Raw genomic sequence first — 21,543 nt, 5'->3', positions numbered from 1 at the left:
TCAGCCCTTGAGGGAGTCGACTTCGGCGACGTTGATCGTGCGCCGGCTGCGGAACAGCGCGACCAAGATCGCCAGGCCGATCGCGGCCTCGGCCGCGGCCACGGTGAGGATGAAGAACACGAACAGCTGCCCGGCCGGATCGCCCAACTGGCGCGAGAAGGCCACGAAGTTGATGTTGACCGACAGCAGCATCAGCTCGATCGACATCAGCAGGATGATCATGTTCTTGCGGTTGAGGAAGATGCCCGCCAGCGAGATGCAGAACAGCACCGCGCCCAGGGCCAGCAGGTGTCCCAGGGTGATCATGGCTTGGTCTCCTGCGAATCGTCGGCCGGCGTTTCCGGAACAGCCACCACCGGGCGCACCGACTCCATGTGCACCATGCGCAAGCGGTTGCTGGCCTTGACCCTGGTCTGCTCCGACACGTCCTGGGTCTTGACGTTTTCGCGCTTGCGCAGGGTCAGCATCACCGCGGCGATCACCGCCACGGTCAGGATGACCGCGGCGAACTCGAACGGCAGCAGGAATTCGGTGAACAGCGTGCGCGCCAGCCAGGTGATGTTGGAGGTCTCGGCCGCCACCGAGGCCGCGTTGTCCGGCAGCGGCGCGCCGGTCTTGGCCTTGATCCCGATCAGCACCAGCATCTGGACCAGCATGACCACCGCCACCAGGATGCCCACCGGCAGGAACCTGACCCACCCCTCGCGCAGGTTGGCCACGTCGATGTCCAGCATCATGATCACGAACAAAAACAGCACCATCACCGCGCCGACGTACACCAGGATCAGGGCCACGCCCAGGAACTCGGCGCCCACCAGCAGCCAGGTGCAGGCCACGCTGAAGAAGGTCAGGATGAGAAACAGGACCGCGTGCACCGGGTTGCGCACGCTGATCACTGCCGCGCCCGACAGGGCGGCCACGGCGGCGAAGATGTAGAAGCTGATCAGTACCCAGTCCATCTCGTCCTCAGCGGAAGGCGGCGTCGGCGGCACGGCGCTCGGCGATTTCCGACTCGAGTCGGTCGCCAATGGCCAGCAGCTGCTGCTTGTTGACGATGTTCTCGCCACGGTTTTCGAAGTGGTACTCCAGGATGTGGGTTTCCACGATGGAGTCCACCGGGCAGCTTTCCTCGCAGAAGCCGCAATAGATGCACTTGAACAGGTCGATGTCGTAGCGCGTGGTGCGGCGGGTGCCATCCTCGCGCCTGGTCGAATCGATGGTGATCGCCAGCGCCGGGCAGACCGCTTCGCACAGCTTGCAGGCAATGCAACGCTCTTCCCCGTTGGGATAGCGGCGCAGCGCGTGCAGGCCGCGGAAGCGCGGCGACTGCGGGAACTTTTCCATCGGGTACATCATCGTGTACTTGGGCTTGAAGGTGTACTTGAGGGTCAGCCACAGACCCTGCAGCAGCTCAAGCAACAACAGGCTCTTGAAGTAATGGGCGATCTTGTTCATAGGGGTCAGGCGCCTCGGTGGATGACGCCGTAGAAGACCATCAGTGCGGTCACTGCGATCCACACGATGGTCAGGGGAATGAACACCTTCCAGCCCAGCCGCATGATCTGGTCATAGCGGTAGCGCGGGAAGCTGGCGCGGAACCAGATGTAGGCACTGGCGAAGAAGAACACCTTGGCAAACAGCCACGGCCAGCCACCCTGCCAGATCCAGTCGACCCACGGGGAGACGTCCGCCTCGACCCAGCCCTGGATCGGGCTCAGCCAGCCGCCCAGGAAGAAGATCGAGATCAGGAAGCTGACCAGGATCATGTTGGCGTATTCGGCCAGGAAGAACAGCGCGAACGCCGAGCCGGAGTACTCCACCATGTGCCCGGCGACGATTTCCGATTCGCCTTCCACCACGTCGAACGGCGCGCGGTTGGTCTCGGCCACCCCGGACACCCAGTACACGATGAACAGCGGCAACAGCGGCAGCCAGTACCACTCCAGGAAGCCGGCATTGCCGCGCTGGGCCTCGACGATGGCCGACAGGTTGAGGCTGCCGGCCGCGATCATCACGCCCACCAGCGCAAAGCCCATGGCGATCTCGTAGCTGACCACCTGCGCGGCCGAGCGCAGCGCGCCCAGGAAGGCGTACTTGGAGTTGGAGGCCCAGCCGGCCAGGATGATGCCGTACACGCCCAGCGAGGTCATCGCCAGCAGATACAGCAGCCCGGCGTTGGCATTGGACAACACCAGCTGGCTATCGAAGGGCACCACCGCCCAGGCTGCGAAGGATGGCGCCAGGGTGATCAGCGGGGCGATGACGAAGATCGACTTCTGCGCGCTGGCTGGCTGGATGATTTCCTTGAACAGCAGCTTGAAGACGTCGGCAAAGGCCTGAAAGATGCCCATGCCGACGTACATCGGCCCGTGGCGCACGTGCATCCAGCCGATCAGCTTGCGCTCCCAGACCACGTAGAAGGCCACCGAAATGATCACCGGCATGGCGATCACCAGGATCTTCAGCACGATCCACACGATCACGCCGATGGCGCCCAGGCCCAGCAGCCAGTCGCGCAGCGGGCTGACCCCATTGATCAACAGCTCGTTCATGCAGCCACCACCTTCACACGGCCGGCACCGATGGGCGCGGTCGCGCCATGGCCCGACTCGATCCACACCGAACCCGGTGCGACACGGTCATTGATCACCACCGGCAGGGTGGCCGTTCCGTCACTGGCCTGCACCTTGGCCACCTGGCCGTCGGCCAGGCCGGCGGCCTTGGCGTCGTCCGGGTGCAGGCTCACGGCCGGCGCGGCGTTGAGCGGATGCGACTGCAGCGCGCTGGCGCGACGGACGAAGCCGTCGGTGCGGTAGATCGCCGCGGTGGTCACCACTTCCAGCCCCTCGCCCGCCAGCGACGGCGCCGCCGATGCCCTGGGCGCCACGGTGGCGGCACCAGCCAGGCTGGCGCGGGCGCCGGCCAGATCGGTGAACTCGAAGCCTGGCAATTCCAGCGCGCCGCCCAGGGCGCGCAGCACCTTCCAGCCTTCGCGTGCCTCGCCCGGCGGCTTGCCGCCGGCCTGGGCGCGCTGCTCGCGGCCGTCCAGGTTGGTCAGGGTCGCCTCGATTTCCGGCAGCGCACCGATCGGCAGGATCACATCGGCCAGGCGGCGGGTGGAGGCGCAGGCGAAGTGGCTGAAGGCCACGACCTTGGCTGCGGCCAGCGCCTTCTGGGTGGCAAAGCCATGGGCGAAATCCAGGCCCGGCTCGATCCCGTAGATCACATACGCAGCACGCGGCCTGGACACCATCTCGGCCGCGTCACTGCCGGTCGGCAGCACCCCGGCGCGGGTCAGGCCCACGGCGTTGGCGCCCTGCGGGATCCGGCACAGCGCAGCGCCGGTGGCCGCGGCAAAGTCGGCCGCGGCCTTGCGCAGTGCCGAAGCCTGCGGGTGGTTTTCGGCGATCGCACCCACGATGACCACGGCCGAGCTGGCGCCCTTCACCGCGTCGCGCAGTTCGGCATTGCCCAGTGCGTCAGCCAGCTGCGAGGGCGGCACGATGTACTTGCCGGTGGTGGCGAAGGTGAACTCGAAATCCACCGGATTGACCACGTGCACCTGGGCGCCGTTGCGGTTGGCCTTGCGGATGCGCTGGTGCAGCAGCGGCAACTCGTGGCGCAGGTTGCTGCCGAACACCACGATCGCGCCGGCCTTCTCGATGTCGGCCAGCGGCAGCGCAAACGGCTGCGCCACCGCGCCATCGGACAGGTCGCACGACAGGATGCGGTGGTCGAGGTTGCCGCTGCCCAGCCCTGCGGCGAGCCTGGCCAGCAGCCCGCCCTCCTCGTTCGAGGTGGCCGGATGGACCAGCACGCCCAGCTCATCGCCCTGGTGCGCCTTGAGGATCTGCGCGGCAGCGGCCAGGCCTGCGGCCCAGCTCACTTCCTTCCATTCGCCGTCGACCTTCTGCAGCGGCTTGACCGCGCGGTCCTGGGCATAGAGGCCCTGGTGCGAATAACGGTCGCGATCGGACAGCCAGCACTCGTTGACCGCCTCGTTGTCGCGCGGCACCGTGCGCAGCACTTCGCCGCGGCGCACGTGCACGAACAGGTTCGAGCCCATCGGGTCGTGGTAGCCCAGTGACGGGTACGCCTGCAGCTCCCACGGGCGGGCGCGGAACTGGAACACCTTGTTGGTCAGCGCGCCGACCGGGCACACGTCCACCACGTTACCGGACAGCTCGGTGGTCAGCGGCTGGCCGTCGTAGGTGCCGATCTGCAGGTTCTCGCCGCGGTACATGCCGCCGAGCTCGTAGGTCCCCGCGATCTCGGCGGTGAAGCGCACGCAGCGCGTGCACTGGATGCAGCGGGTCATCTCGGTGGCGACCAACGGACCGATGTCCTCGTCGGGCACGGTGCGCTTGCGCTCATTGAAGCGGCTGACCGAACGGCCATAGCCCAACGAGACGTCCTGCAGTTCGCACTCGCCGCCCTGGTCGCAGATCGGGCAGTCCAGCGGATGGTTGATCAGCAGGAACTCCATGACGCTGCGCTGGTACTTGAGCGCCTTCTCGTTGCGCGTGAAGACCTTCAGGCCATCGCCCACCGGCGTGGCGCAGGCCGGCGACGGCTTGGGCGCACCGCGGCCACCGATTTCCGTATCGACCAGGCACATGCGGCAGTTGGCCGCAATGGACAGCTTGTCGTGGTAGCAGAAACGCGGGATCGGGATACCGGCCTTGTCGGCGGCCTGGATGATCATCGAGCCCTTGGGCGCGTACAGGACACGACCGTCGATCTCGATGGTGACGTGATCCGGCGGGACCTTGGGATCGACCGGTTGGGCACTCATGCCGCAGCCTCCAGCGGACCGTCCACAATCGAACGACCGTTGACGATGTAGTACTCGAATTCGTCCCAGAACTGGCGCAGGAAGCCCTGGATGGGCCATGCCGCCGCTTCACCGAACGCGCAGATGGTGTGGCCTTCGATCTGGCCGGCCACGGCTTTCAACTGATGCAGATCTTCCATCGTGCCCTTGCCGGCGACGATCCGCTCCAGCACCCGGTGCATCCAGCCGGTGCCCTCGCGGCACGGGGTGCACTGGCCACAGGATTCCTTGTGGAAAAACTGGCTGATGCGGCAGGCAAAGCGCACGCAGCACACGCTGTCGTCCAGCACCACGATGGCGCCCGAGCCCAGGCCGGTGCCCAGCGCACGCAGGGTGTCGTAGTCCATCTGCAGGCCGGCCAGCTGCTCGGCCTTGAGCACCGGCATCGACACGCCGCCGGGCACGGCGCCCTTGAGCGTGCGGCCCGGCCTGAGGCCGCCGGCCATTTCCAGCAGTTCATCGAAGGTGGTGCCGAGCGGCACTTCGAAATTGCCGCCCTTGGTCACGCAGCCGGAGACCGAGAAGATCTTGGGGCCGCCGTTCTTGGTCTTGCTCAGCCCCAGGAACCATTCCGGACCGTTGCGGATGATCGCCGGCACCGAGGCGTAGGTCTCGGTGTTGTTGATTGTGGTCGGCTTGCCGTACAGGCCAAAGTTGGCCGGGAACGGCGGCTTGTAGCGCGGCTGGCCCTTCTTGCCTTCCAGCGACTCCATCAGCGCGGTCTCTTCGCCGCAGATGTAGGCGCCGGCGCCCAGCGCGGCGTGGATGTCAATGTTCACGCCGCTGCCGAGGATGTCCCGGCCCAGCCAGCCATTGGCGTAGGCATCGGCCAGGGCCTGTTCGAAACGCTCGAACGGCTCGTGGTGAAACTCGCCGCGCAGATAGTTGTAGCCCACCGTCGATCCGGTGGCGTAGCAGGCGATCGCCATGCCCTCCACCACCGAGTGCGGGTTGTAGCGCAGGATGTCGCGGTCCTTGCAGGTGCCAGGCTCGGATTCGTCCGAATTGCAGAGGATGTACTTCTGCATGTCGCCCTTGGGCATGAAGGACCACTTCAGACCGGTCGGAAAGCCCGCCCCGCCGCGGCCACGCAGGTTGGAGGCCTTGACCATCTCGATGACGTCGGCCGGCGCGATCTTTTCTTCCAGGATCTTGCGCAGGGCCGCATAGCCGCCGGTCTTGAGGTAGTTCTCGTAGGACCACGGGGTGTCGTAATGCAGCGTGGTGTAGACCACCTGGTGCGGCTGCGGCGCCGGCCCGACCGGGCCGGTGGATGCGTGCGAATCTGCCATGCGCTTACTCCAGCCCGTCCAGCAGTGCGTCGACCTTCTCGGGTGTGAGGTGTTCGTGGTAATGGCCGTTGATGACCATCATCGGCGCGGCCGAACAGGCGGCCAGGCACTCTTCCTCGCGCTTGAGGAAGATGCGCCCGTCGGCGGTGGACTGGCCACGCTTGCAACCGAGCTTGCGCTCGGCGTGCTGGGCCAGCTCTTCGCCGCCATTGAGCCAGCAGCTGATGTTGGTGCAGAAGGCCACGTTATGGCGGCCGACCTTTTCCAGCTCGAACATCGAGTAGAAGCTGGCCACCTCATAGGCCCACACGGGCGGAATGTCCAGATACCTGGCCACCGCGGCGATCAGCTCGTCGTTGAGCCAGCCGCCGTTCTGTTCCTGCGCCGCATGCAGGCCCTGCAGCACCGCCGAGCGCTTGCGGTCCGGCGGAAACTTGCTCAGCCAGTGATCGATATGGGCGCGCGTCTTTTCGCTCAGCACGACCATCGGATCGACGTGGCGCGCGTTTTCGAAATTGCCTGTGGCTCTCATGCGTGAATCTCCGGGACTCGGGACTCGGGACTCGGGACTCGGAAGAGCCCATGCGCCGGAATGCCCGGACCGTCGAAAAACCTTGGTGCAGTTGCAGAAAGGGGAGCCATGGACCGACGTTCGCCGAGCCCCGAGTCCCGAAACCCGAGTCCCGAGCCGTTCACCGGTCCACCTCGCCGAACACCAGATCATAGGTGCCGATCATCGCGACCACGTCCGGCAGCATGTGCCCGACCACGATCGCGTCCATCGACGAAAGATGGACGAAGCCCGGCGCGCGCAGGTGCACGCGGAACGGCTTGTTGGCGCCATCGGACACCAGGTAGCAGCCGAACTCGCCCTTGGGCGCCTCGATCGCGGTATAGGTCTCGCCGGCCGGCACGCAGTAGCCTTCACTGAACAGCTTGAAGTGATGGATCAGCGCTTCCATGTCGTCCTTCATGGCCTCGCGCCTGGGCGGGGCGACCTTGAAGTTCTCCACCATCACCGGACCGGGGTTGGCCTTGAGCCACTTCACGCACTGGGCGATGATGCGGTTGGATTGGCGCATCTCGGCCACGCGCACCAGGTAGCGGTCGTAGCAGTCGCCATTCATGCCGACCGGGATGTCGAACTCCATCGCGTCGTACTTGGCGTAGGGCTGCTTCCTGCGCAGGTCCCATTCGATCTGCGAACCGCGCAGCATCACCCCGGTCATGCCCCAGGCACGCGCCTGGTCCGGGGTGATCACGCCGATGCCCACGGTGCGCTGCTTCCAGATGCGGTTGTCGGTGAGCAGGGTTTCGTACTCGTCGACGCGGCTCGGGAAGGTCCTGGTGAAGTCTTCCAGGAAGTCCAGCAGCGAGCCCTCGCGCGCGGCGTTGATGCGCTTGAGCGAAGCGCCCTTGTGCCAGGGCGATTCCTTGTACTTGGGCATCTGCGAGGGCAGGTCGCGATAGACCCCGCCCGGACGATAGTAGGTGGCATGCATGCGCGCGCCGCTGACCGCCTCGTAGCAGTCCATCAGCTCTTCGCGCTCGCGGAAGCAGTACAGCATCACCGCCATCGCGCCCAGGTCCAGCGCGTTGGAACCCAGCCACATCAGGTGGTTCAGGATCCGGGTGATCTCGTCGAACATCGTGCGGATGTACTGCGCGCGCTCGGGCGCCTGGATGCCCATCAGCTTCTCGATGGCCAGCACGTAGGCGTGCTCGTTGCACATCATCGATACGTAGTCCAGGCGATCCATGTAGCCGATCGACTGGTTGAACGGCTTGGACTCGGCCAGCTTCTCGGTGCCACGGTGCAGCAGGCCGATGTGCGGATCGGCACGGACGATGGTTTCGCCGTCCATTTCCAGGATCAGGCGCAGCACGCCGTGCGCGGCCGGATGCTGCGGGCCGAAGTTCATCGTGTAGTTGCGGATTTCCTGCTTGCCTTCGCTGGGGTTGCTGGCGAAGGCTTCATGCGATGGCCTGACGTGTGCGCTCATTTGCTCGACTCCCGCGCTGCGGCTTCACCGGCGGCGGTCTGGTAGCGGGGGTCCTCGCGGATCACGCGCGGCACGCCCACGCGCGGCTCGACCGAGGTCACCGGCTCGTACACCACCCGCTTGCGCTCTGCGTCGTAACGCACTTCGACGTTGCCGATCAGCGGGAAATCCTTGCGGAACGGATGCCCGACGAAACCATAGTCGGTCAGGATGCGGCGCAGATCCGGGTGGCCGGCAAAGACGATGCCGAACAGGTCGAATGCCTCGCGCTCGAACCAGTTGGCGCCAGGCCAGATGTCGGTGACCGAGGCCACCACCGGCACGTCGTCGTTGGGCGCATAGCAGCGCAGGCGCAGGCGACGGTTGTGCTGGTACGAGATCAGGTGGACCACCACGGCAAAGCGCTGGACCGGCACCTGCATCGGCTGGACACCGTCGGCGTTGCCGTTCTCCTGCGAGGGGAACTCACCCCAGGCGAAACGGCCCACGGCCTTGCCTTCCACCCCGCGCGAGAAGCCCTGCGAGGACACATCCGCGGTATCCCACTCGTCACTGCCATAGCCCAGGTAATCGACCCCGCACAGATCGCTGAGCTGCTCGAAGCCGAAGCTGTCGCGCAGCGCCAGACACAGCGCATGCCACTGCGCATGCGGCACCTCGATGGTGGTCTCGCCCGCGGGCGACACGGTCACGACCGCGTCGGTCAAACGCGTGCACAGCTCTTGGATATAAGCGGCTTGCTCTGCCATGGGGGCTTTGCGTGCTCTAGGTAAAGGGGTTCAGCGGGCGATGGTCTGGGTACGCCAGATCTTCTTCTGCAGTTGCAGGATGCCGTAGACCAGCGCCTCGGCAGTGGGCGGGCAGCCCGGCACGTAGATGTCCACGGGCACGATACGGTCGCAGCCGCGCACCACCGAGTACGAATAATGGTAGTAACCGCCGCCGTTGGCGCAGCTGCCCATGGAGATCACCCACTTGGGGTCGGGCATCTGATCGTAGACCTTGCGCAGCGCCGGAGCCATCTTGTTGACCAGGGTGCCGGCCACGATCATCACGTCGGCCTGGCGCGGGCTGGGGCGAAACACCACCCCATAGCGGTCCAGGTCCAGGCGCGCGGCACCGGCATGCATCATCTCCACCGCGCAACAGGCAAGGCCGAAGGTCATCGGCCACATCGAGCCGGTGCGGGCCCAGTTCATCAGCGTATCGACGCTGGTGGTGACATAGCCCTTGTCCAGCAGCGGATTGTCGCCCTCGGGACGCAGGATGTCGTCCACCCGACCCTCCGGCACGGGGTTGGTCATCAGCTTGTCGATGGTTTGGATCACTCCCATTCGAGCGCTCCCTTCTTCCAGACGTAAATGAAGCCCAGGAACAACATGCCCACGAACAGGCCCATGGTGACCAGGGAGCGCGCACCGATTTCCATGAACACCTGGGTCCAGGGCACGATGAAGATGATTTCCAGATCGAAGACGATGAACTGGATGGCGATCAGGTAGTAGCGCACGTCGAACTTCATGCGCGCGTCCTCGAATGCCTCGAAGCCGCATTCGTAGGGGGAGAGTTTCTCGGCGTCAGGGCGCCTGGGGCCGATCAGGCGACCGATCACCATCAACGAGATGCCGATGCCGGTGGCGACGATCAGGAAAAGCAGGTTCGGCAGGTAATTGGCCAGCACGCGCAGTTCTCTCTGTAGGGGTCCGGCGACTGGGCACAGTCTACTGCTGCAATGCGGCAGGCGATGCGAAGGTCGCAAACGGGTCCGGTCTTGCGGGTCCACCCTTGCGGTGGGCCTGGCGCCCGGAAGCCGCGACCCGCGTCTTCCGTACTCCGGTCCGGCCAAGCCGGGCGCTCCGCTTCAGTCTCCTTCCGTTGATTCGTACCGGACACTGCAGCGAACCGTTCAATTGTAGCGTTCACTGAACTGGTGAGTAAACGTTTTGAGGCGCTGCCATCGACGACGAACGCATTGGGCCGCAACACGTCGCTCAAATGGCCCACTGGACGGGCCAGCCGCGCAAAATGCCGATGCCAGCAACGGCAAAGGGCCATCAAGGCCCTCTGTCGTGTCCTGCTCGTTTGGTGCCCAAGAGGGGACTCGAACCCCTACGGCTTTCGCCGCTACCACCTCAAGGTAGTGCGTCTACCAATTCCGCCACCTGGGCAAAGCTGTCTGCCAACCCGACCTGCGCCGGGCGGGCATTGTACGCGTCACTCCGCCGGAGCGGGAGCCTGCTGCGGCGGCGGTGCCGGCGTGGCGGCGGCCGGGGCCGAAGCAGCTGGCTGGCTGCTGGCCGGCGGTGCAAGTTCGCCCGGCGGCGGCGGCGCCGGCTCGGGTGCGGCGGCGGCCGGCTGCTCGGACATCAGGCCCAGGTCCTGCTGCTGGCTGCCGGTGTGGGCGGTGCGCGAGGCGCTCCAGGCCATGAACAGGCTGATGGCGAAGAACGCCACGGCCAGCCACTTGGTGCTCTTGGACAGGAAGTTGGACGCGCCGCGCGAGCCGAATACGGTGCCGGAAGCACCGGCACCAAAGCCCGAGCCGGCCTGCGCACCGGAGCCGCGCTGCATCAGCACCAGCCCGATGATGGCGATCGCCACCACCACGTAGACCACATTGAGGATCAGCATCAACATCGACATGAATCGGTTTCTCGGTAAAGAACCCCGCCGGCATGCAGCGGAGCCGTTCTAATTACGCGTGAGGTCAGCCGGCCGCCGCACGCGCGATGGCCAGGAAGTCGGCAGCCACCAGCGAGGCGCCTCCGACCAGCCCACCATCGACATCGGCTTGCGAAAACAGTTCGGCGGCGTTGTCAGGCCTGACGCTTCCGCCGTACAGCAGCGGCAGTGAATCGCCAATTCTAGCATCGTGCCGCGCCACCACGCCACGGATGAAGGCATGGACCGCCTGGGCCTGCTGCGGCGAGGCGCTGCGGCCGGTGCCGATCGCCCAGACCGGCTCGTAGGCCACCACCGCGCCGTCGAAGGCGGCCACGCCGGCCAGGGCCAGCACCGACTCGAGCTGGTCGGCGATCACCGCCTCGGTCTGGCCGGCCTCGCGCTGCTCCAGGGTTTCGCCCACGCACAGCACCGGCGTCAGGCCCGCGTTGCGCGCAGCGAGAAACTTGCGCGCGACCAGCGCGTTGCTCTCGTGGTGATAGCGGCGGCGTTCGGAATGGCCGACCAGGCCGTAACGCGCGCCCACATCGGCCAGCATCGCGGCGGAGACTTCACCGGTGTAGGCGCCTTTCTCGTTGGCGCTGACGTCCTGCGCCCCAAATGCGATGGGCTGGTCTTCGAAATCCTCGATCAGGTCGCCCAGATAGGGCAGTGGCGGCAGGATCACCAGCTCCACGCCGCCCAATGGCAGCGCGGCCACCAGTTCCGACACCAGTTGGGTGGCGAAGGCGCGGCTGCCATGCAGCTTCCAGTTTCCGGCGACGATCCTGCGGCGCATGGGGGCTCCTGTCTGGACAAGATCAACAGGATACCGCGATGCCCGCGTCGGTGCCGTCTCAGCTCACTCAGGCTCCCCACAGCGCCCAGGCCTGCGTCGCCAGGCTGGCCGAGCTGGTGCACACTCTGCCGCCTCAACCAGAGCAAAAGGCGCATCCATGGATGCTACGGCGGCCCGAGGCTATGCCCTGATCACCGGCGCTTCCAGCGGCATCGGGGCTGAATTCGCGCGCCAGTACGCCGCCCTTGGCGTGCCGCTGATCCTCACTGCGCGACGGGTCCATCGCCTGCAATCGCTGGCGGCCGAACTGGCATCGCAGGTGGACGTCCAGGTCATTGCCGAGGATCTGGAAGACCCGGCTGCGCCGGCGCGTCTGCAGGCGGAAATCCAGCGCCGCCGGCTGCACGTGCAGATCCTGGTCAACAATGCCGGCTATGGCGTTGCCGGCCGTTATCTGACCCGCGACTGGGCCGTGCATGCACGCTTCGTGCAGTTGATGGTGACCGCGCCCAGCGAACTGACCTGGCGCCTGCTTCCAGACCTGATCCAAAGCGGCAGCGGCCAGATCATCAACGTCGCCTCGTTTGCGGCCCTGGTCCCGGGTGCAGATGGCCAGACCCTGTATGCACCGGCCAAGGCCTGGCTGCTGGCGATGAGCCAGTCACTGTCGCTGGAATACGCCGACCGCGGCGTGCACGTGTGCGCGCTGTGCCCGGGCTTCACCTGGTCCGAGTTCCACGATGTCACCGGCACCCGCGCGCAGATGTCCAGGCTGCCCAAGTGGGTCTGGCTCAGCGCCGAGCAAGTGGTGCGCGCCGGCATCGAAGGTGTCCGCCGCGGCCAGGTGCTGGTCATTCCCGGCTGGCGCTATCGCGGGCTGTACCAGGTACTGCGGCATCTGCCACAGGCCTGGCTGCTGCGCCTGATGGCGCGCAGCTCGCGGCGGGTGCGCTCGCAGGGGTGAACGGGGGCGGCCTTTGTCGCCTTCTTGGGACGCGGCCGCGAGGGGCTTTACCGGGAACGCTCCATCGCGCCCCTGCGGTGTGCTCCTACTTCAGCTTGATCTCGCGCAGGCGCTGTTCCAGATAGCCCTGTGCGGTGATCGCTTCCGGATAGCGGTTGGGATTGTCCGGGGTGATCGTCGAAGGCAGCACGTCGATCAGGAAATCCGGATTGGGGTGCAGGAAGAACGGCACCGAATAGCGCGGCTGGCGCGCTGCCTCACCCGGCGGATTGGTCACCCGGTGGGTGGTGGAGGGATACACGTGGTTGGTCAGGCGCTGCAGCATGTCGCCGATGTTGACCACGATGGTGTCCGCATCGCTGGTGAAGGGCACCCACTGGCCCTGCTTGGACTTGACTTCCAGGCCAGCGGCGCTGGCGCCGACCAGCAGCGTGATCAGGTTGATGTCCTCGTGCGCGCCGGCGCGCACGTTGGGGATGTCCTGGCTGGTGATCGGCGGGTAATGGATCGGCCGCAGGATCGAATTGCCACAGTCGGTCTTGTCCAGGAAATAGTCTTCCGGCAAGCCCAGATGCAGCGCCAGCGCCGCCAGCACATGGCTGCCCAGTGCATCGAGCTGCTGGTACAGGCCGTAGCCATGCTCGCGGAAGCCGGGCACTTCCTCCGGCCACAGGTTCGGCGGCATCACCTGGGCGTACCTGGAGTCGGGCGGAAGCTCACGGCCGATGTGCCAGAACTCCTTCAGGTCGAAATGCCTTGAGTCCTTGGCCGTCTCCACACCGAAGGGTGTGTAGCCGCGCGCCCCGCCGCTGCCGGGCAGGCAGTACTTCAGCTTGGTCTGCTCCGGCAGCGCGAAGAAGTCCCTGAACACCTCGTAGGCCGCAGCGATCTGCGCCTGCGCAATGCCGTGATTGCGGATGCCTGCAAAGCCCCATTCGCGGTAAGCCGCGCCCAGCTCGGCCACGAACGCGGCGCGATCGGCCTCGCTGGTGGGCGAGATGAAACGGGCGATGTCGAGGGTGGGGATGGCGCTCATGGGCGATCGGCGGTCAGCATGCTTGGCCGACCAGTTTATCGCCTGGTACGCAGCTAACGCAGGAGCAGACACAAGCCCCAGAACGTGAACGCCTTGGCGATGACCACGCCCAGGGCGATCAGCAGCCTTTCACGCCGCGGCACGCACCGCACCGGCCAGGGCGTCGAGGGTGGCCTGCATCAGTGCATCGTCGTCGGCTTCCACCGTCACCCGCACCACCGGCTCGGTACCGGACGGACGCAGGAACGCGCGCCCACGCCCGGCCACGCACTGCTGGGCCTGGGCCAGTGCCGCCCTGACCGCCGGCGCCTGGACCACGTCCTTGGCCGATACGCCCTGCAGGCGCACGTTGACGGTCTGCTGCGGCAGCATCACCAGTCCCTTCAATGCCTGGTCCAGGCGCTGGCCGGTGCGCCGCAGCACTTCCAGCACCTGCAGCGCGCTGACGATGCCGTCGCCGGTGTTGGCCCGGTCCAGGCACAGGATGTGGCCGGAGGCTTCGCCGCCGAGCACGCCGCCGCCATCGACCAGCGCCTGGTGCACGTAGCGGTCGCCGACCTGGGCACGGACGAAGGCGATGCCCTGCTCACCCAGCGACTTTTCCAGGCCGTAGTTGGTCATCAGCGTGCCGACCACGGCCCCGTGCAGGCGGCCGCTGCGCTTCCAGTCGCTGGCCAGCACGTACAGCAGACCGTCGCCGTCGACCACCTTGCCCTGGCCATCGACCAACAGCACCCGGTCGCCGTCGCCATCGAAGGCGATCCCCAGGTCGGCGCCGGACAGGAGCACGCGCTTGGCCAGGTGCTCGGGATGGGTCGAACCCACCCCGTCATTGATGTTCAGGCCGTTGGGCGCATCGCCGATGACTTCCACGCGTGCGCCGAGCTCGCGCAGCACGATCGGCGCGACCTGGTAGGTGGCGCCGTTGGCGCAGTCCACCACGATCTTCATCCCGGTCAGGTCGAACTCGCGCGGCACCGAGTTCTTGCAGCTTTCCACATAGCGACCGACCGCATCGCGGGTGCGCACCGCCTTGCCCAGGTGCTCGGAGGCCACGGTCCGGAACGGCTGTTCCAGGGCGGCCTCGATGGCCAGCTCGGTGGCATCGTCGAGTTTTTCGCCTTCGGCCGAGAAGAACTTGATGCCGTTGTCGTAATGCGGATTGTGCGAGGCCGAGATCACGATCCCGCCCGAGGCGCGCAGGGCGCGGGTCAGGTGCGAGACGGCCGGGGTGGGCATCGGCCCCATCAGCTGCACGTCCACGCCGGCGGCCACCAGCCCAGCTTCCAGGGCGGCTTCGAACATGTAGTTGGAGATGCGCGTGTCCTTGCCGATGATCACCATCGGCTTGCCGGCCCCGGCCCGGCGCACGCGCGCGGCCAGCGCATGGCCATAGGCATTGCCCAGGCGCAGCATGAAATCGGCCGAGATCGGGCCCTGCCCCACCCGCCCGCGGATGCCGTCGGTGCCGAAGTACTTGCGGGTCATGGGGAGGCCGGGCGACGGTCGCGGCGGTCAGGCCGCCGAGTCCCGAGTCCCGACTCCCGACTCCCGCCACTAGCCGCCGGCGGCGACCAGTTCGGCCAGCTGCACGGCGTTGAGCGCGGCGCCCTTGCGGATGTTGTCCGAGACGATCCACAGGTTGAGTCCGCGCGGGTGCGAGAGGTCCTCGCGGATGCGGCCCACGTACACCGCATCGGTGCCCGAGGCATGGGTCACCGGGGTCGGATAGCCGCCGGCCACGCGCTCATCGACCACTTCCACGCCCGGCGAGCGCGAGAGCAGTTCGCGCGCCGCTTCCGGGGTGACCTTGATCCTGGTCTCGATCGCCACCGCTTCGGAATGGCCGTAGAACACCGGCACGCGCACCGCGGTGGGGTTCACCAGGATGCTGTCATCGCCCAGGATCTTGCGGGTTTCCCAGACCAGCTTCATTTCCTCCTTGGTGAAGCCGTTGTCCAGGAACTCGTCGATGTGCGGGATCAGGTTGAAGGCGATCTGCACCGGGAAGCGCTGCGGGTCGATCTGCTGGAAATTGAGCAGCTGGCCGGTCTGCTTGCCCAGCTCCTCCAGCGCCGAACGCCCGCCGCCGGACACCGACTGGTAGGTGGCCACGTTGATGCGCTCGATGCCGTACTGGCGGTGCAGCGGTGCCAGCGCCACCACCATCTGCATGGTCGAGCAGTTGGGGTTGGCAATGATCCCGCGCGGGCGGTTGCTGGCCGCTTCCGGGTTCACCTCGGACACCACCAGCGGCACGTCGTCCTCGTAGCGGAAGGCCGATGAGTTGTCGATCACCACCGCGCCGGCGGCAGCGAACCTGGGGGCGTATTCCTTGGAGATGGCGCCACCGGCCGAAAACAGCGCGATGTCCACGCCGGCCGGATCGAAGCTGGCCAGGTCCTGGATCACGACCGTGCGGCCGCGGTACTCGATCTGGCCGCCGGCCGAACGCTCGGAGGCCAGCACCGACAGGGTGCCGACCGGGAAATCGCGTTCGGCCAGGATCGAGAGCATGGTCTCGCCGACGGCGCCGGTGGCGCCCACGACGGCGACGTGGAATGTGCGCGATGGGGTGTTGCTCATGGAAGTGTCTTCTTCAAGGGAAAGGATGGTCAGGGGCATGGGGCACGCGGGGCTTGGGCTCGGGGAACCTTTCGCTGTCGGTGTGCGCGCGCAAGGTTCCCTATCGTTTGCTCGCGGTGGTGTTTTTCGCGCCGGCGACGGCAGCGCCAGTCCCGGCGGCCTTGAGCGCGTCGGCGTTGAGGATGCTCGGCGGATGGCCGGCGTTGGGCCCCACGCCCATCGCCGCGATCAGGTTGTCCACGGCCAGCTGCACCATGGCCCGGCGCGTGGCCAGGCTGGCGCTGCCGATGTGCGGGGTCAGCACCAGGTTCTTCAGCGCCAGCAGCTCCGGGCGGACCCTGGGTTCGCCTTCGAACACGTCCAGCCCGGCGCCGGCCAGGCGGCCATGGGCCAGCGCATCGGCCAGGGCCAGTTCATCGACGATGCCGCCGCGGGCGATGTTCACCAGGGTCGCGGTCGGCTTCATCCTGGCCAAAGCACGGGCGTCGATCAGGTGGTGCGAGGCCGGTGTGTACGGCAGCACCAGCACCAGGTGATCGGAGGCAGACAGCAGGTCATCGAAGCCGAGCCAGGAGGCGCCGAGTTCGGCTTCCAGCGCCGGCGTCAGCCGCGAGCGGTTGTGGTAGACCACGCGCATGCCGAAGCCGCGCGCGCGCCGGGCGATGGCCCGGCCGATCCGGCCCAGTCCCAGGATGCCCAGGGTGCTGCCGTGCAGGTCCGCGCCGAGCAGGGTGGTGAACGACCAGGCACGCCAGCGACCCTCGCGCACGAACGCTTCGGCCTCGGTGATCCGGCGCGCGGTGGCCATCAACAGGGCGAAGCCGAAGTCGGCGGTGGTCTCGGTCAATACGTCGGGCGTGTTGGTGGCCACGATGCCGGCCGCGCTCAGCGCCTCCAGGTCCAGGTTGTTGTAGCCGACCCCGACATTGGCGATCGCGCGCAGGTTGCCGGCGCTGCCGATCTCGGCCGCGCCGATGCGCTCGTTGAGCGTGACCAGCGCCCCGTCCAGCGGCGCCAGCCGCTCGGCCAGCTCATCGGAGGAATAGCTGCGCACTTCGCGCTCCAGGGTCAACTCGAAATGCGCGGCCAGCTGCCCGACGATGTCGTCGAACAACGGCTGGCTGACCCAGACCCGGGGCCTAGACATCACGAGATTCCCTGCGGCCATCCACGGCGCCAGACGGCAAGGCCGGCGGCACCGGCCCGGCCCTCCATGGCCGGGTGCTGGCAGGAACCGCGCGGCATGCCGGGCGTGGCACGTTCCTGCTCACCCGGGAATGCGCGGGCTGACGGCGCCGACATCGCCGCACTGGGCGCGATGGCGCAGGGCCTGGTCCATCAGGACCAGGGCGACCATCGCCTCGGCGATCGGCGTGGCGCGGATGCCCACGCACGGGTCGTGGCGGCCGGTGGTGACGACCTCCACCACGTTGCCGTCCACGTCAACGGTGGCCCCGGGCAGGCGCAGGCTGGAGGTGGGCTTGAGCACGATCGAGGCGGTGATCGCCTGGCCGGTGGAGATGCCGCCGAGGATGCCACCGGCGTGATTGCTCAAAAAGCCCTGCGGGGTGATCAGGTCGCGGTGTTCGGTGCCCTTCTGCGCAGCCGCGGCGAAGCCGTCGCCGATCTCCACACCCTTGACCGCGTTGATGCTCATCAGCGCCGCGGCCAGTTCGCCGTCGAGCTTGCCGTAGACCGGCTCGCCCCAGCCCGGCGGCACGTTGTCGGCGACCACGTCCACCCGTGCGCCGACCGAATCGCCGGACTTGCGCAGCGCGTCCATGTAGGTTTCCAGTTCATCCACCTGCGCGGCGTGCGGCCAGAAGAACGGGTTGTCCTCGACCGCGTTCCAGTCGAAACCGGCCGGCCTGATCTGGCCCAGCTGCGAGAGGAATCCGCGCACGCGCACCCCAAAGCGCTGGCCCAGCCACTTCTTGGCGATCACCCCGGCGGCCACGCGCATGGTGGTCTCGCGCGCCGATGAGCGCCCGCCACCGCGCGGATCGCGGATGCCGTACTTGTGCCAGTAGCTGTAGTCGGCATGGCCGGGGCGGAACTGGGCGGCGATGGTGCCGTAGTCCTTGCTGCGCTGGTCGGTGTTGCGGATCAGCAGGCCGATCGGAGTGCCGGTGGTGCGGCCCTGGTAGACGCCGGAGAGGATCTCCACCACGTCGGCCTCGCGCCGGGCCGAGGTGTGCCGGCTCTTGCCGGTGGCGCGACGCTGCAGGTCGTGGGCGAACTCGGCCGGGTCCAGCTCCAGCCCCGGCGGGCAGCCATCGACCACGCAGCCGATCGCCGGGCCATGCGACTCGCCGAAGGTGGTGACGCGGAACAGATGGCCGAATGTGTTCACGATTGGGATTTACCGTTACCTACTGTTTTCGCTGTTGCCGTCATGACGAGCGAAAGCGCAGCTCACGGCCGCTGCGCCGCCAGTTCGCTGATGCGCGCGCGGTGGGCGATCAGTTCGCCGCATTCCACCGCGAACACCCCCATCTGGCCGACCTTGAACTCGATCCAGGAAAAGTCCACTTCCGGCAGCAGCCTGACCAGGTGCCGTTCGGATTCGCCGACTTCGCAGATCAGCAGGCCGTCGGCGGACAGGTGGCTCGGCGCATCGCGCAGGATCTTCAGGACCAGGTCCAGGCCGTCCTCGCCCGCGCGCAGGCCCAGCTGCGGCTCGTGGGAATACTCCTGCGGCAGCGCGTCGGTTTCCTCGTTGGTGACATACGGGGGATTGCTGACGATCAGGTCGTAGCGACGGCCGGACAGGCCGCTGAACAGGTCGGACTTGATCAGTTGCACGTTGTCGGCGTGCAGACGCGCCTTGTTCTCGGCGGCCAGGGCCAGCGCGTCATCGCTGATGTCGGCGCCGTCGACCTGCCAGTCCGGGTTGTAGTGGCCCATGGCGATGGCGATGCAGCCCGAGCCGGTGCACAGGTCCAGCGCGCGCTGCACCTGGCGGCCGGCCAGCCAGGGCTCGAAGCCGGACTCGATCAGCTCGGCGATCGGCGAGCGCGGCACCAGCGCGCGCGCATCGGTCTTGAAGCTCAGGCCCGCGAACCAGGCCTCGCCAGTCAGGTAGGCCACCGGCACGCGCTCGGCCACGCGACGCTCGATCAGCGCCAGGATGGCCTGCTTTTCTTCGGCCAGCAGGTGCGCCTGGCCATAGGCCGGGCCCAGGTCCGGCGGCAGGTGCAGGGTATGCAGGACCAGGGCGGTGGCCTCGTCCAGCGCGTTGTCGTGGCTGTGCCCGAAGGTCAACCCGGCCGCGTTGAAGCGGCTGGCGCCGTAGCGGATCAGGTCGATGAGGGTGTGCAGGGCGTTGGCTGCGTCGGCAGTCATGGACAGCAACAGCGGAAGGCGGCCGCCGATTATAGGGGGGCGGCCGGTATCATGGTTCCTCGTTGCAGCGGAAACGTAAACAATGTCCAAACGCACTCTGGGTGTCGCACTCCTGGTCGCAATCGCCGCGGTGCTGGGCGTGCTGGCCGGCAACAGGCTGCTGGGGCCGTCCACCTCCAACAACGCGCGCTGGCCGGCAACCCAGGCGGTGACCCTGCTGCCCACGCCGCGCCCACTGCCGGCATTCTCGCTGCGCCAGTCCGATGGCACGCAGCTGACCCAGGGCGAACTGCGCGGGCACTGGACCCTGGTGTTCCTGGGCTTCACCTATTGCCCGGATGTGTGCCCCACCACCCTGGCCCAGCTGGCCCAGGCGCAGAAGCAGTGGGCCGCGCTGGCCGACAGCGTGCGGCCGCGGGTACTGTTGGTCTCGGTCGATCCCGAGCGCGACAGCCCGATCAGGGTCGGCGAATATGCCCACGCCTTCCACCGTGACACCCTGGCGGCCACCGCCGACATTCCCGCCCTGGAGGACTTCGCCCGCGCGATGAGCCTGGTGTTCATCAAGGTGCCAGGCGAACACTTCAAGGACAACCCGCAGGACTACTCCATGGACCACTCCGCACAGCTGATCGTGCTCGATCCGCAGGCGCGCATGGCCGGGCTCATCCAGCCGCCGTTCAATCCGCAAGCCATCGCCGCGGACATGCTCGCGCTCACACAGGCCAGCAAGTGAGCCTGGTCACCACCGTCACCTATGCATTGCCGCACCAGCTGCTGTCCTCGCTTGCGCGCAGGCTGGCGTACTCGCACAACCCGGCGATCAAGCAGCGCCTGATCGACCTGGTCGTGGCCAGGTTCGGCGTGGACCTGTCCGAAGCGGCGCAGCCGGACCCCACCGCCTACCCGACCTTCAATGCGTTCTTCACCCGCGCGCTCAGGCCGGGCGCGCGGGTGCCCGACCCCGATCCGCGTGCGCTGCTGATGCCGGCCGATGGCCGCATCAGCCAGTGCGGGCCGATCGAGTCCGGCCGCATCTTCCAGGCCAAGGGCCGCCATTTCACCGCCAGCGCGCTGCTGGGCAGCGACGCCGACGCCGCGCCGTTCGAGCACGGCGCCTTCGCCACGGTGTACCTGTCGCCGCGCGACTACCACCGCGTGCACATGCCCTGGACCGGTACCCTGCGCGAGACCGTGCACGTGCCCGGGCGCCTGTTCAGCGTGGGCGTCGACGCGGTGGCCAGGGTCCAGGGCCTGTTTGCGCGCAACGAGCGGCTGGTGTGCCACTTCGATACCAACTTTGGCCCGATGGCCTGCGTGATGGTCGGGGCGATGCTGGTCTCGGGCGTAGAAACGGTGTGGAGCGGGGTCGAGATCCCCGCGTACGCCACCAGGATCACGCGCAAGGACTACCGCGGCCGCGGCATCGTGCTGGAGCGTTTCGGCGAGATGGCCCGCTTCAACTACGGCTCCACCGTGATCGTGCTGCTGCCGCCGGGCGTGGCCACGTTGGCACCAAACCTGGGTGCGCAAACCCCGGTGCGGCTGGGCCAGGCGCTGGCGCGGTTGCGGTAGGGCCCGCGGCGAATCCCGGGGCTACGCCGCGTACGGTCGCGCCGTGCGTTCCAGCGCCGCCCGGCCCAGGCGCTCGCCGCTGATGCGGCCCCAGACCTGGGAGAACACCTCGCTGGCCTGGCGCTCGCTCAGGCCCAGCAGCTGGACTGCGGCACATCGCGCATAGCGCGCCTGGGCGCGGTCCGAATCCCAGCCGGGATAGTTGATGTAGACGTCGTAGACCGCGCCGATCACCGGCCAGTAGGCGGCAAATCCGCGCGCTGCCGCAGCGCCGGGCAGGTTCTGGTACCAGTCCTGCCAGTACTCCTGTTCTGCTTCGATGTCGATGAAGACCCGCGGCAGGCGGGTGTTGCTGATGACGTTCATTGCGGACTCCCTGACTGGTTACCGCCCCTGTGCAGCCAGTGTGGCGCTGGCGCATTGCAGATTGTTGAACGTGCGCGGTCAT

The 21,543-nt window shown here is 67.2% G+C and carries 23 protein-coding genes and 1 tRNA gene; 3 read left to right on the top strand and 21 right to left on the bottom strand.

Annotated features, from left to right (window positions below):
* The 14 genes from nuoK to tpiA all read right to left on the bottom strand — a co-directional run bounded on the left by nuoK (position 1) and on the right by tpiA (position 11,589).
* Positions 1 to 306 (bottom strand): NADH-quinone oxidoreductase subunit NuoK, encoded by a 306-nt coding sequence (nuoK, locus tag DSC_RS06005; protein ID WP_014160247.1) that lies wholly within the window; start codon positions 304 to 306, stop codon positions 1 to 3.
* Positions 303 to 959: an NADH-quinone oxidoreductase subunit J gene (locus DSC_RS06000; RefSeq protein ID WP_014160246.1), complete on the bottom strand. Its 657-nt coding sequence runs from the start codon at positions 957 to 959 to the stop codon at positions 303 to 305. Before DSC_RS06000 ends, nuoK begins: the two co-directional genes overlap by 4 nt.
* A gap of 7 nt (positions 960 to 966) precedes the next feature.
* Entirely contained in the window at positions 967 to 1,455 is a 489-nt protein-coding gene (gene nuoI, locus DSC_RS05995) for an NADH-quinone oxidoreductase subunit NuoI (RefSeq protein WP_014160245.1), read from the bottom strand.
* Between the two features lie 5 nt (positions 1,456 to 1,460).
* A complete protein-coding gene (gene nuoH, locus DSC_RS05990; protein ID WP_014160244.1) occupies positions 1,461 to 2,552 on the bottom strand; it encodes an NADH-quinone oxidoreductase subunit NuoH in 1,092 nt (363 codons plus the stop codon).
* A complete protein-coding gene (nuoG, locus tag DSC_RS05985; RefSeq protein ID WP_014160243.1) occupies positions 2,549 to 4,795 on the bottom strand; it encodes an NADH-quinone oxidoreductase subunit NuoG in 2,247 nt (748 codons plus the stop codon). Before nuoG ends, nuoH begins: the two co-directional genes overlap by 4 nt.
* Positions 4,792 to 6,126: an NADH-quinone oxidoreductase subunit NuoF gene (gene nuoF / locus DSC_RS05980; protein ID WP_014160242.1), complete on the bottom strand. Its 1,335-nt coding sequence runs from the start codon at positions 6,124 to 6,126 to the stop codon at positions 4,792 to 4,794. Before nuoF ends, nuoG begins: the two co-directional genes overlap by 4 nt.
* A 4-nt stretch (positions 6,127 to 6,130) precedes the next feature.
* A complete protein-coding gene (gene nuoE / locus DSC_RS05975) occupies positions 6,131 to 6,658 on the bottom strand; it encodes an NADH-quinone oxidoreductase subunit NuoE (RefSeq protein ID WP_014160241.1) in 528 nt (175 codons plus the stop codon).
* A gap of 160 nt (positions 6,659 to 6,818) precedes the next feature.
* Positions 6,819 to 8,129 carry an NADH-quinone oxidoreductase subunit D gene (locus tag DSC_RS05970; RefSeq protein ID WP_014160240.1) on the bottom strand — a complete coding sequence of 437 codons (1,311 nt, stop codon included), beginning with the start codon at positions 8,127 to 8,129 and terminating at the stop codon, positions 6,819 to 6,821.
* Positions 8,126 to 8,878, bottom strand: coding sequence for an NADH-quinone oxidoreductase subunit C (locus tag DSC_RS05965; RefSeq protein ID WP_043290442.1), 753 nt, complete (start codon positions 8,876 to 8,878; stop codon positions 8,126 to 8,128). Before DSC_RS05965 ends, DSC_RS05970 begins: the two co-directional genes overlap by 4 nt.
* A gap of 30 nt (positions 8,879 to 8,908) precedes the next feature.
* Positions 8,909 to 9,463 carry a NuoB/complex I 20 kDa subunit family protein gene (locus tag DSC_RS05960; protein WP_014160238.1) on the bottom strand — a complete coding sequence of 185 codons (555 nt, stop codon included), beginning with the start codon at positions 9,461 to 9,463 and terminating at the stop codon, positions 8,909 to 8,911.
* Positions 9,454 to 9,810 (bottom strand): NADH-quinone oxidoreductase subunit A, encoded by a 357-nt coding sequence (locus DSC_RS05955; protein ID WP_014160237.1) that lies wholly within the window; start codon positions 9,808 to 9,810, stop codon positions 9,454 to 9,456. The genes DSC_RS05960 and DSC_RS05955 overlap by 10 nt, the downstream gene beginning before the upstream one ends.
* A 402-nt stretch (positions 9,811 to 10,212) precedes the next feature.
* Positions 10,213 to 10,297 (bottom strand) — tRNA-Leu (locus tag DSC_RS05950).
* A 46-nt stretch (positions 10,298 to 10,343) separates the two neighbouring features.
* Positions 10,344 to 10,766 carry a preprotein translocase subunit SecG gene (gene secG, locus DSC_RS05945; RefSeq protein ID WP_043291019.1) on the bottom strand — a complete coding sequence of 141 codons (423 nt, stop codon included), beginning with the start codon at positions 10,764 to 10,766 and terminating at the stop codon, positions 10,344 to 10,346.
* Positions 10,767 to 10,836: 70 nt separating this feature from the next.
* Positions 10,837 to 11,589 carry a triose-phosphate isomerase gene (gene tpiA / locus DSC_RS05940; RefSeq protein WP_014160235.1) on the bottom strand — a complete coding sequence of 251 codons (753 nt, stop codon included), beginning with the start codon at positions 11,587 to 11,589 and terminating at the stop codon, positions 10,837 to 10,839.
* A 157-nt stretch (positions 11,590 to 11,746) separates the two neighbouring features.
* Between tpiA and DSC_RS05935 the strand changes: the two genes are divergently transcribed.
* The gene (locus DSC_RS05935; protein WP_014160234.1) at positions 11,747 to 12,553 is read left to right on the top strand and encodes an SDR family NAD(P)-dependent oxidoreductase; all 807 of its coding nucleotides are present in this window, start codon (positions 11,747 to 11,749) and stop codon (positions 12,551 to 12,553) included.
* A gap of 85 nt (positions 12,554 to 12,638) precedes the next feature.
* Here the strand turns inward: DSC_RS05935 and DSC_RS05930 are convergent, their stop codons facing one another.
* The 6 genes from DSC_RS05930 to prmB all read right to left on the bottom strand — a co-directional run bounded on the left by DSC_RS05930 (position 12,639) and on the right by prmB (position 19,520).
* On the bottom strand, positions 12,639 to 13,589 hold the full coding sequence (locus tag DSC_RS05930) for an isopenicillin N synthase family dioxygenase (RefSeq protein WP_014160233.1): 951 nt from the start codon (positions 13,587 to 13,589) through the stop codon (positions 12,639 to 12,641).
* A 129-nt stretch (positions 13,590 to 13,718) separates the two neighbouring features.
* Entirely contained in the window at positions 13,719 to 15,077 is a 1,359-nt protein-coding gene (gene glmM / locus DSC_RS05925) for a phosphoglucosamine mutase (protein ID WP_014160232.1), read from the bottom strand.
* A 69-nt stretch (positions 15,078 to 15,146) separates the two neighbouring features.
* Positions 15,147 to 16,175, bottom strand: coding sequence for an aspartate-semialdehyde dehydrogenase (locus DSC_RS05920; RefSeq protein WP_014160231.1), 1,029 nt, complete (start codon positions 16,173 to 16,175; stop codon positions 15,147 to 15,149).
* A gap of 100 nt (positions 16,176 to 16,275) precedes the next feature.
* Complete coding sequence (locus tag DSC_RS05915; RefSeq protein WP_043291018.1) at positions 16,276 to 17,322, bottom strand: 2-hydroxyacid dehydrogenase; 1,047 nt, start codon at positions 17,320 to 17,322, stop codon at positions 16,276 to 16,278.
* A gap of 120 nt (positions 17,323 to 17,442) precedes the next feature.
* Positions 17,443 to 18,528 carry a chorismate synthase gene (gene aroC, locus DSC_RS05910; RefSeq protein WP_014160229.1) on the bottom strand — a complete coding sequence of 362 codons (1,086 nt, stop codon included), beginning with the start codon at positions 18,526 to 18,528 and terminating at the stop codon, positions 17,443 to 17,445.
* 62 nt (positions 18,529 to 18,590) lie between these two features.
* Positions 18,591 to 19,520: a 50S ribosomal protein L3 N(5)-glutamine methyltransferase gene (gene prmB, locus DSC_RS05905; protein ID WP_014160228.1), complete on the bottom strand. Its 930-nt coding sequence runs from the start codon at positions 19,518 to 19,520 to the stop codon at positions 18,591 to 18,593.
* Positions 19,521 to 19,602: 82 nt separating this feature from the next.
* Between prmB and DSC_RS05900 the strand changes: the two genes are divergently transcribed.
* Positions 19,603 to 20,256 (top strand): SCO family protein, encoded by a 654-nt coding sequence (locus tag DSC_RS05900; protein ID WP_014160227.1) that lies wholly within the window; start codon positions 19,603 to 19,605, stop codon positions 20,254 to 20,256.
* On the top strand, positions 20,253 to 21,095 hold the full coding sequence (gene asd, locus DSC_RS05895) for an archaetidylserine decarboxylase (protein WP_014160226.1): 843 nt from the start codon (positions 20,253 to 20,255) through the stop codon (positions 21,093 to 21,095). The genes DSC_RS05900 and asd overlap by 4 nt, the downstream gene beginning before the upstream one ends.
* Positions 21,096 to 21,116: 21 nt before the next feature.
* Here asd and DSC_RS05890 read toward each other — a convergent pair whose 3' ends face one another.
* Complete coding sequence (locus DSC_RS05890; RefSeq protein WP_014160225.1) at positions 21,117 to 21,461, bottom strand: hypothetical protein; 345 nt, start codon at positions 21,459 to 21,461, stop codon at positions 21,117 to 21,119.
* Positions 21,462 to 21,543: the final 82 nt, after the last annotated feature.

The organism is Pseudoxanthomonas spadix BD-a59, from assembly GCF_000233915.3.
GTDB lineage: Bacteria > Pseudomonadota > Gammaproteobacteria > Xanthomonadales > Xanthomonadaceae > Pseudoxanthomonas_A > Pseudoxanthomonas_A spadix.
Note: the sequence above shows the minus strand (reverse complement) of the source record. Positions and strands in the feature narration are given on the sequence as shown.

Bases quoted from the DNA above. Each gene is read 5' to 3' on its own strand.
- nuoK (WP_014160247.1), bottom strand. From the start codon at position 306: ATGATCACCCTGGGACACCTGCTGGCCCTGGGCGCGGTGCTGTTCTGC.
- DSC_RS06000 (WP_014160246.1), bottom strand. From the start codon at position 959: ATGGACTGGGTACTGATCAGCTTCTACATCTTCGCCGCCGTGGCCGCC.
- nuoI (WP_014160245.1), bottom strand. From the start codon at position 1,455: ATGAACAAGATCGCCCATTACTTCAAGAGCCTGTTGTTGCTTGAGCTG.
- nuoH (WP_014160244.1), bottom strand. From the start codon at position 2,552: ATGAACGAGCTGTTGATCAATGGGGTCAGCCCGCTGCGCGACTGGCTG.
- nuoG (WP_014160243.1), bottom strand. From the start codon at position 4,795: ATGAGTGCCCAACCGGTCGATCCCAAGGTCCCGCCGGATCACGTCACC.
- nuoF (WP_014160242.1), bottom strand. From the start codon at position 6,126: ATGGCAGATTCGCACGCATCCACCGGCCCGGTCGGGCCGGCGCCGCAG.
- nuoE (WP_014160241.1), bottom strand. From the start codon at position 6,658: ATGAGAGCCACAGGCAATTTCGAAAACGCGCGCCACGTCGATCCGATG.
- DSC_RS05970 (WP_014160240.1), bottom strand. From the start codon at position 8,129: ATGAGCGCACACGTCAGGCCATCGCATGAAGCCTTCGCCAGCAACCCC.
- DSC_RS05965 (WP_043290442.1), bottom strand. From the start codon at position 8,878: ATGGCAGAGCAAGCCGCTTATATCCAAGAGCTGTGCACGCGTTTGACC.
- DSC_RS05960 (WP_014160238.1), bottom strand. From the start codon at position 9,463: ATGGGAGTGATCCAAACCATCGACAAGCTGATGACCAACCCCGTGCCG.
- secG (WP_043291019.1), bottom strand. From the start codon at position 10,766: ATGTTGATGCTGATCCTCAATGTGGTCTACGTGGTGGTGGCGATCGCC.
- tpiA (WP_014160235.1), bottom strand. From the start codon at position 11,589: ATGCGCCGCAGGATCGTCGCCGGAAACTGGAAGCTGCATGGCAGCCGC.
- DSC_RS05935 (WP_014160234.1), top strand. From the start codon at position 11,747: ATGGATGCTACGGCGGCCCGAGGCTATGCCCTGATCACCGGCGCTTCC.
- DSC_RS05930 (WP_014160233.1), bottom strand. From the start codon at position 13,589: ATGAGCGCCATCCCCACCCTCGACATCGCCCGTTTCATCTCGCCCACC.
- glmM (WP_014160232.1), bottom strand. From the start codon at position 15,077: ATGACCCGCAAGTACTTCGGCACCGACGGCATCCGCGGGCGGGTGGGG.
- DSC_RS05920 (WP_014160231.1), bottom strand. From the start codon at position 16,175: ATGAGCAACACCCCATCGCGCACATTCCACGTCGCCGTCGTGGGCGCC.
- DSC_RS05915 (WP_043291018.1), bottom strand. From the start codon at position 17,322: ATGTCTAGGCCCCGGGTCTGGGTCAGCCAGCCGTTGTTCGACGACATC.
- prmB (WP_014160228.1), bottom strand. From the start codon at position 19,520: ATGACTGCCGACGCAGCCAACGCCCTGCACACCCTCATCGACCTGATC.
- DSC_RS05900 (WP_014160227.1), top strand. From the start codon at position 19,603: ATGTCCAAACGCACTCTGGGTGTCGCACTCCTGGTCGCAATCGCCGCG.
- DSC_RS05890 (WP_014160225.1), bottom strand. From the start codon at position 21,461: ATGAACGTCATCAGCAACACCCGCCTGCCGCGGGTCTTCATCGACATC.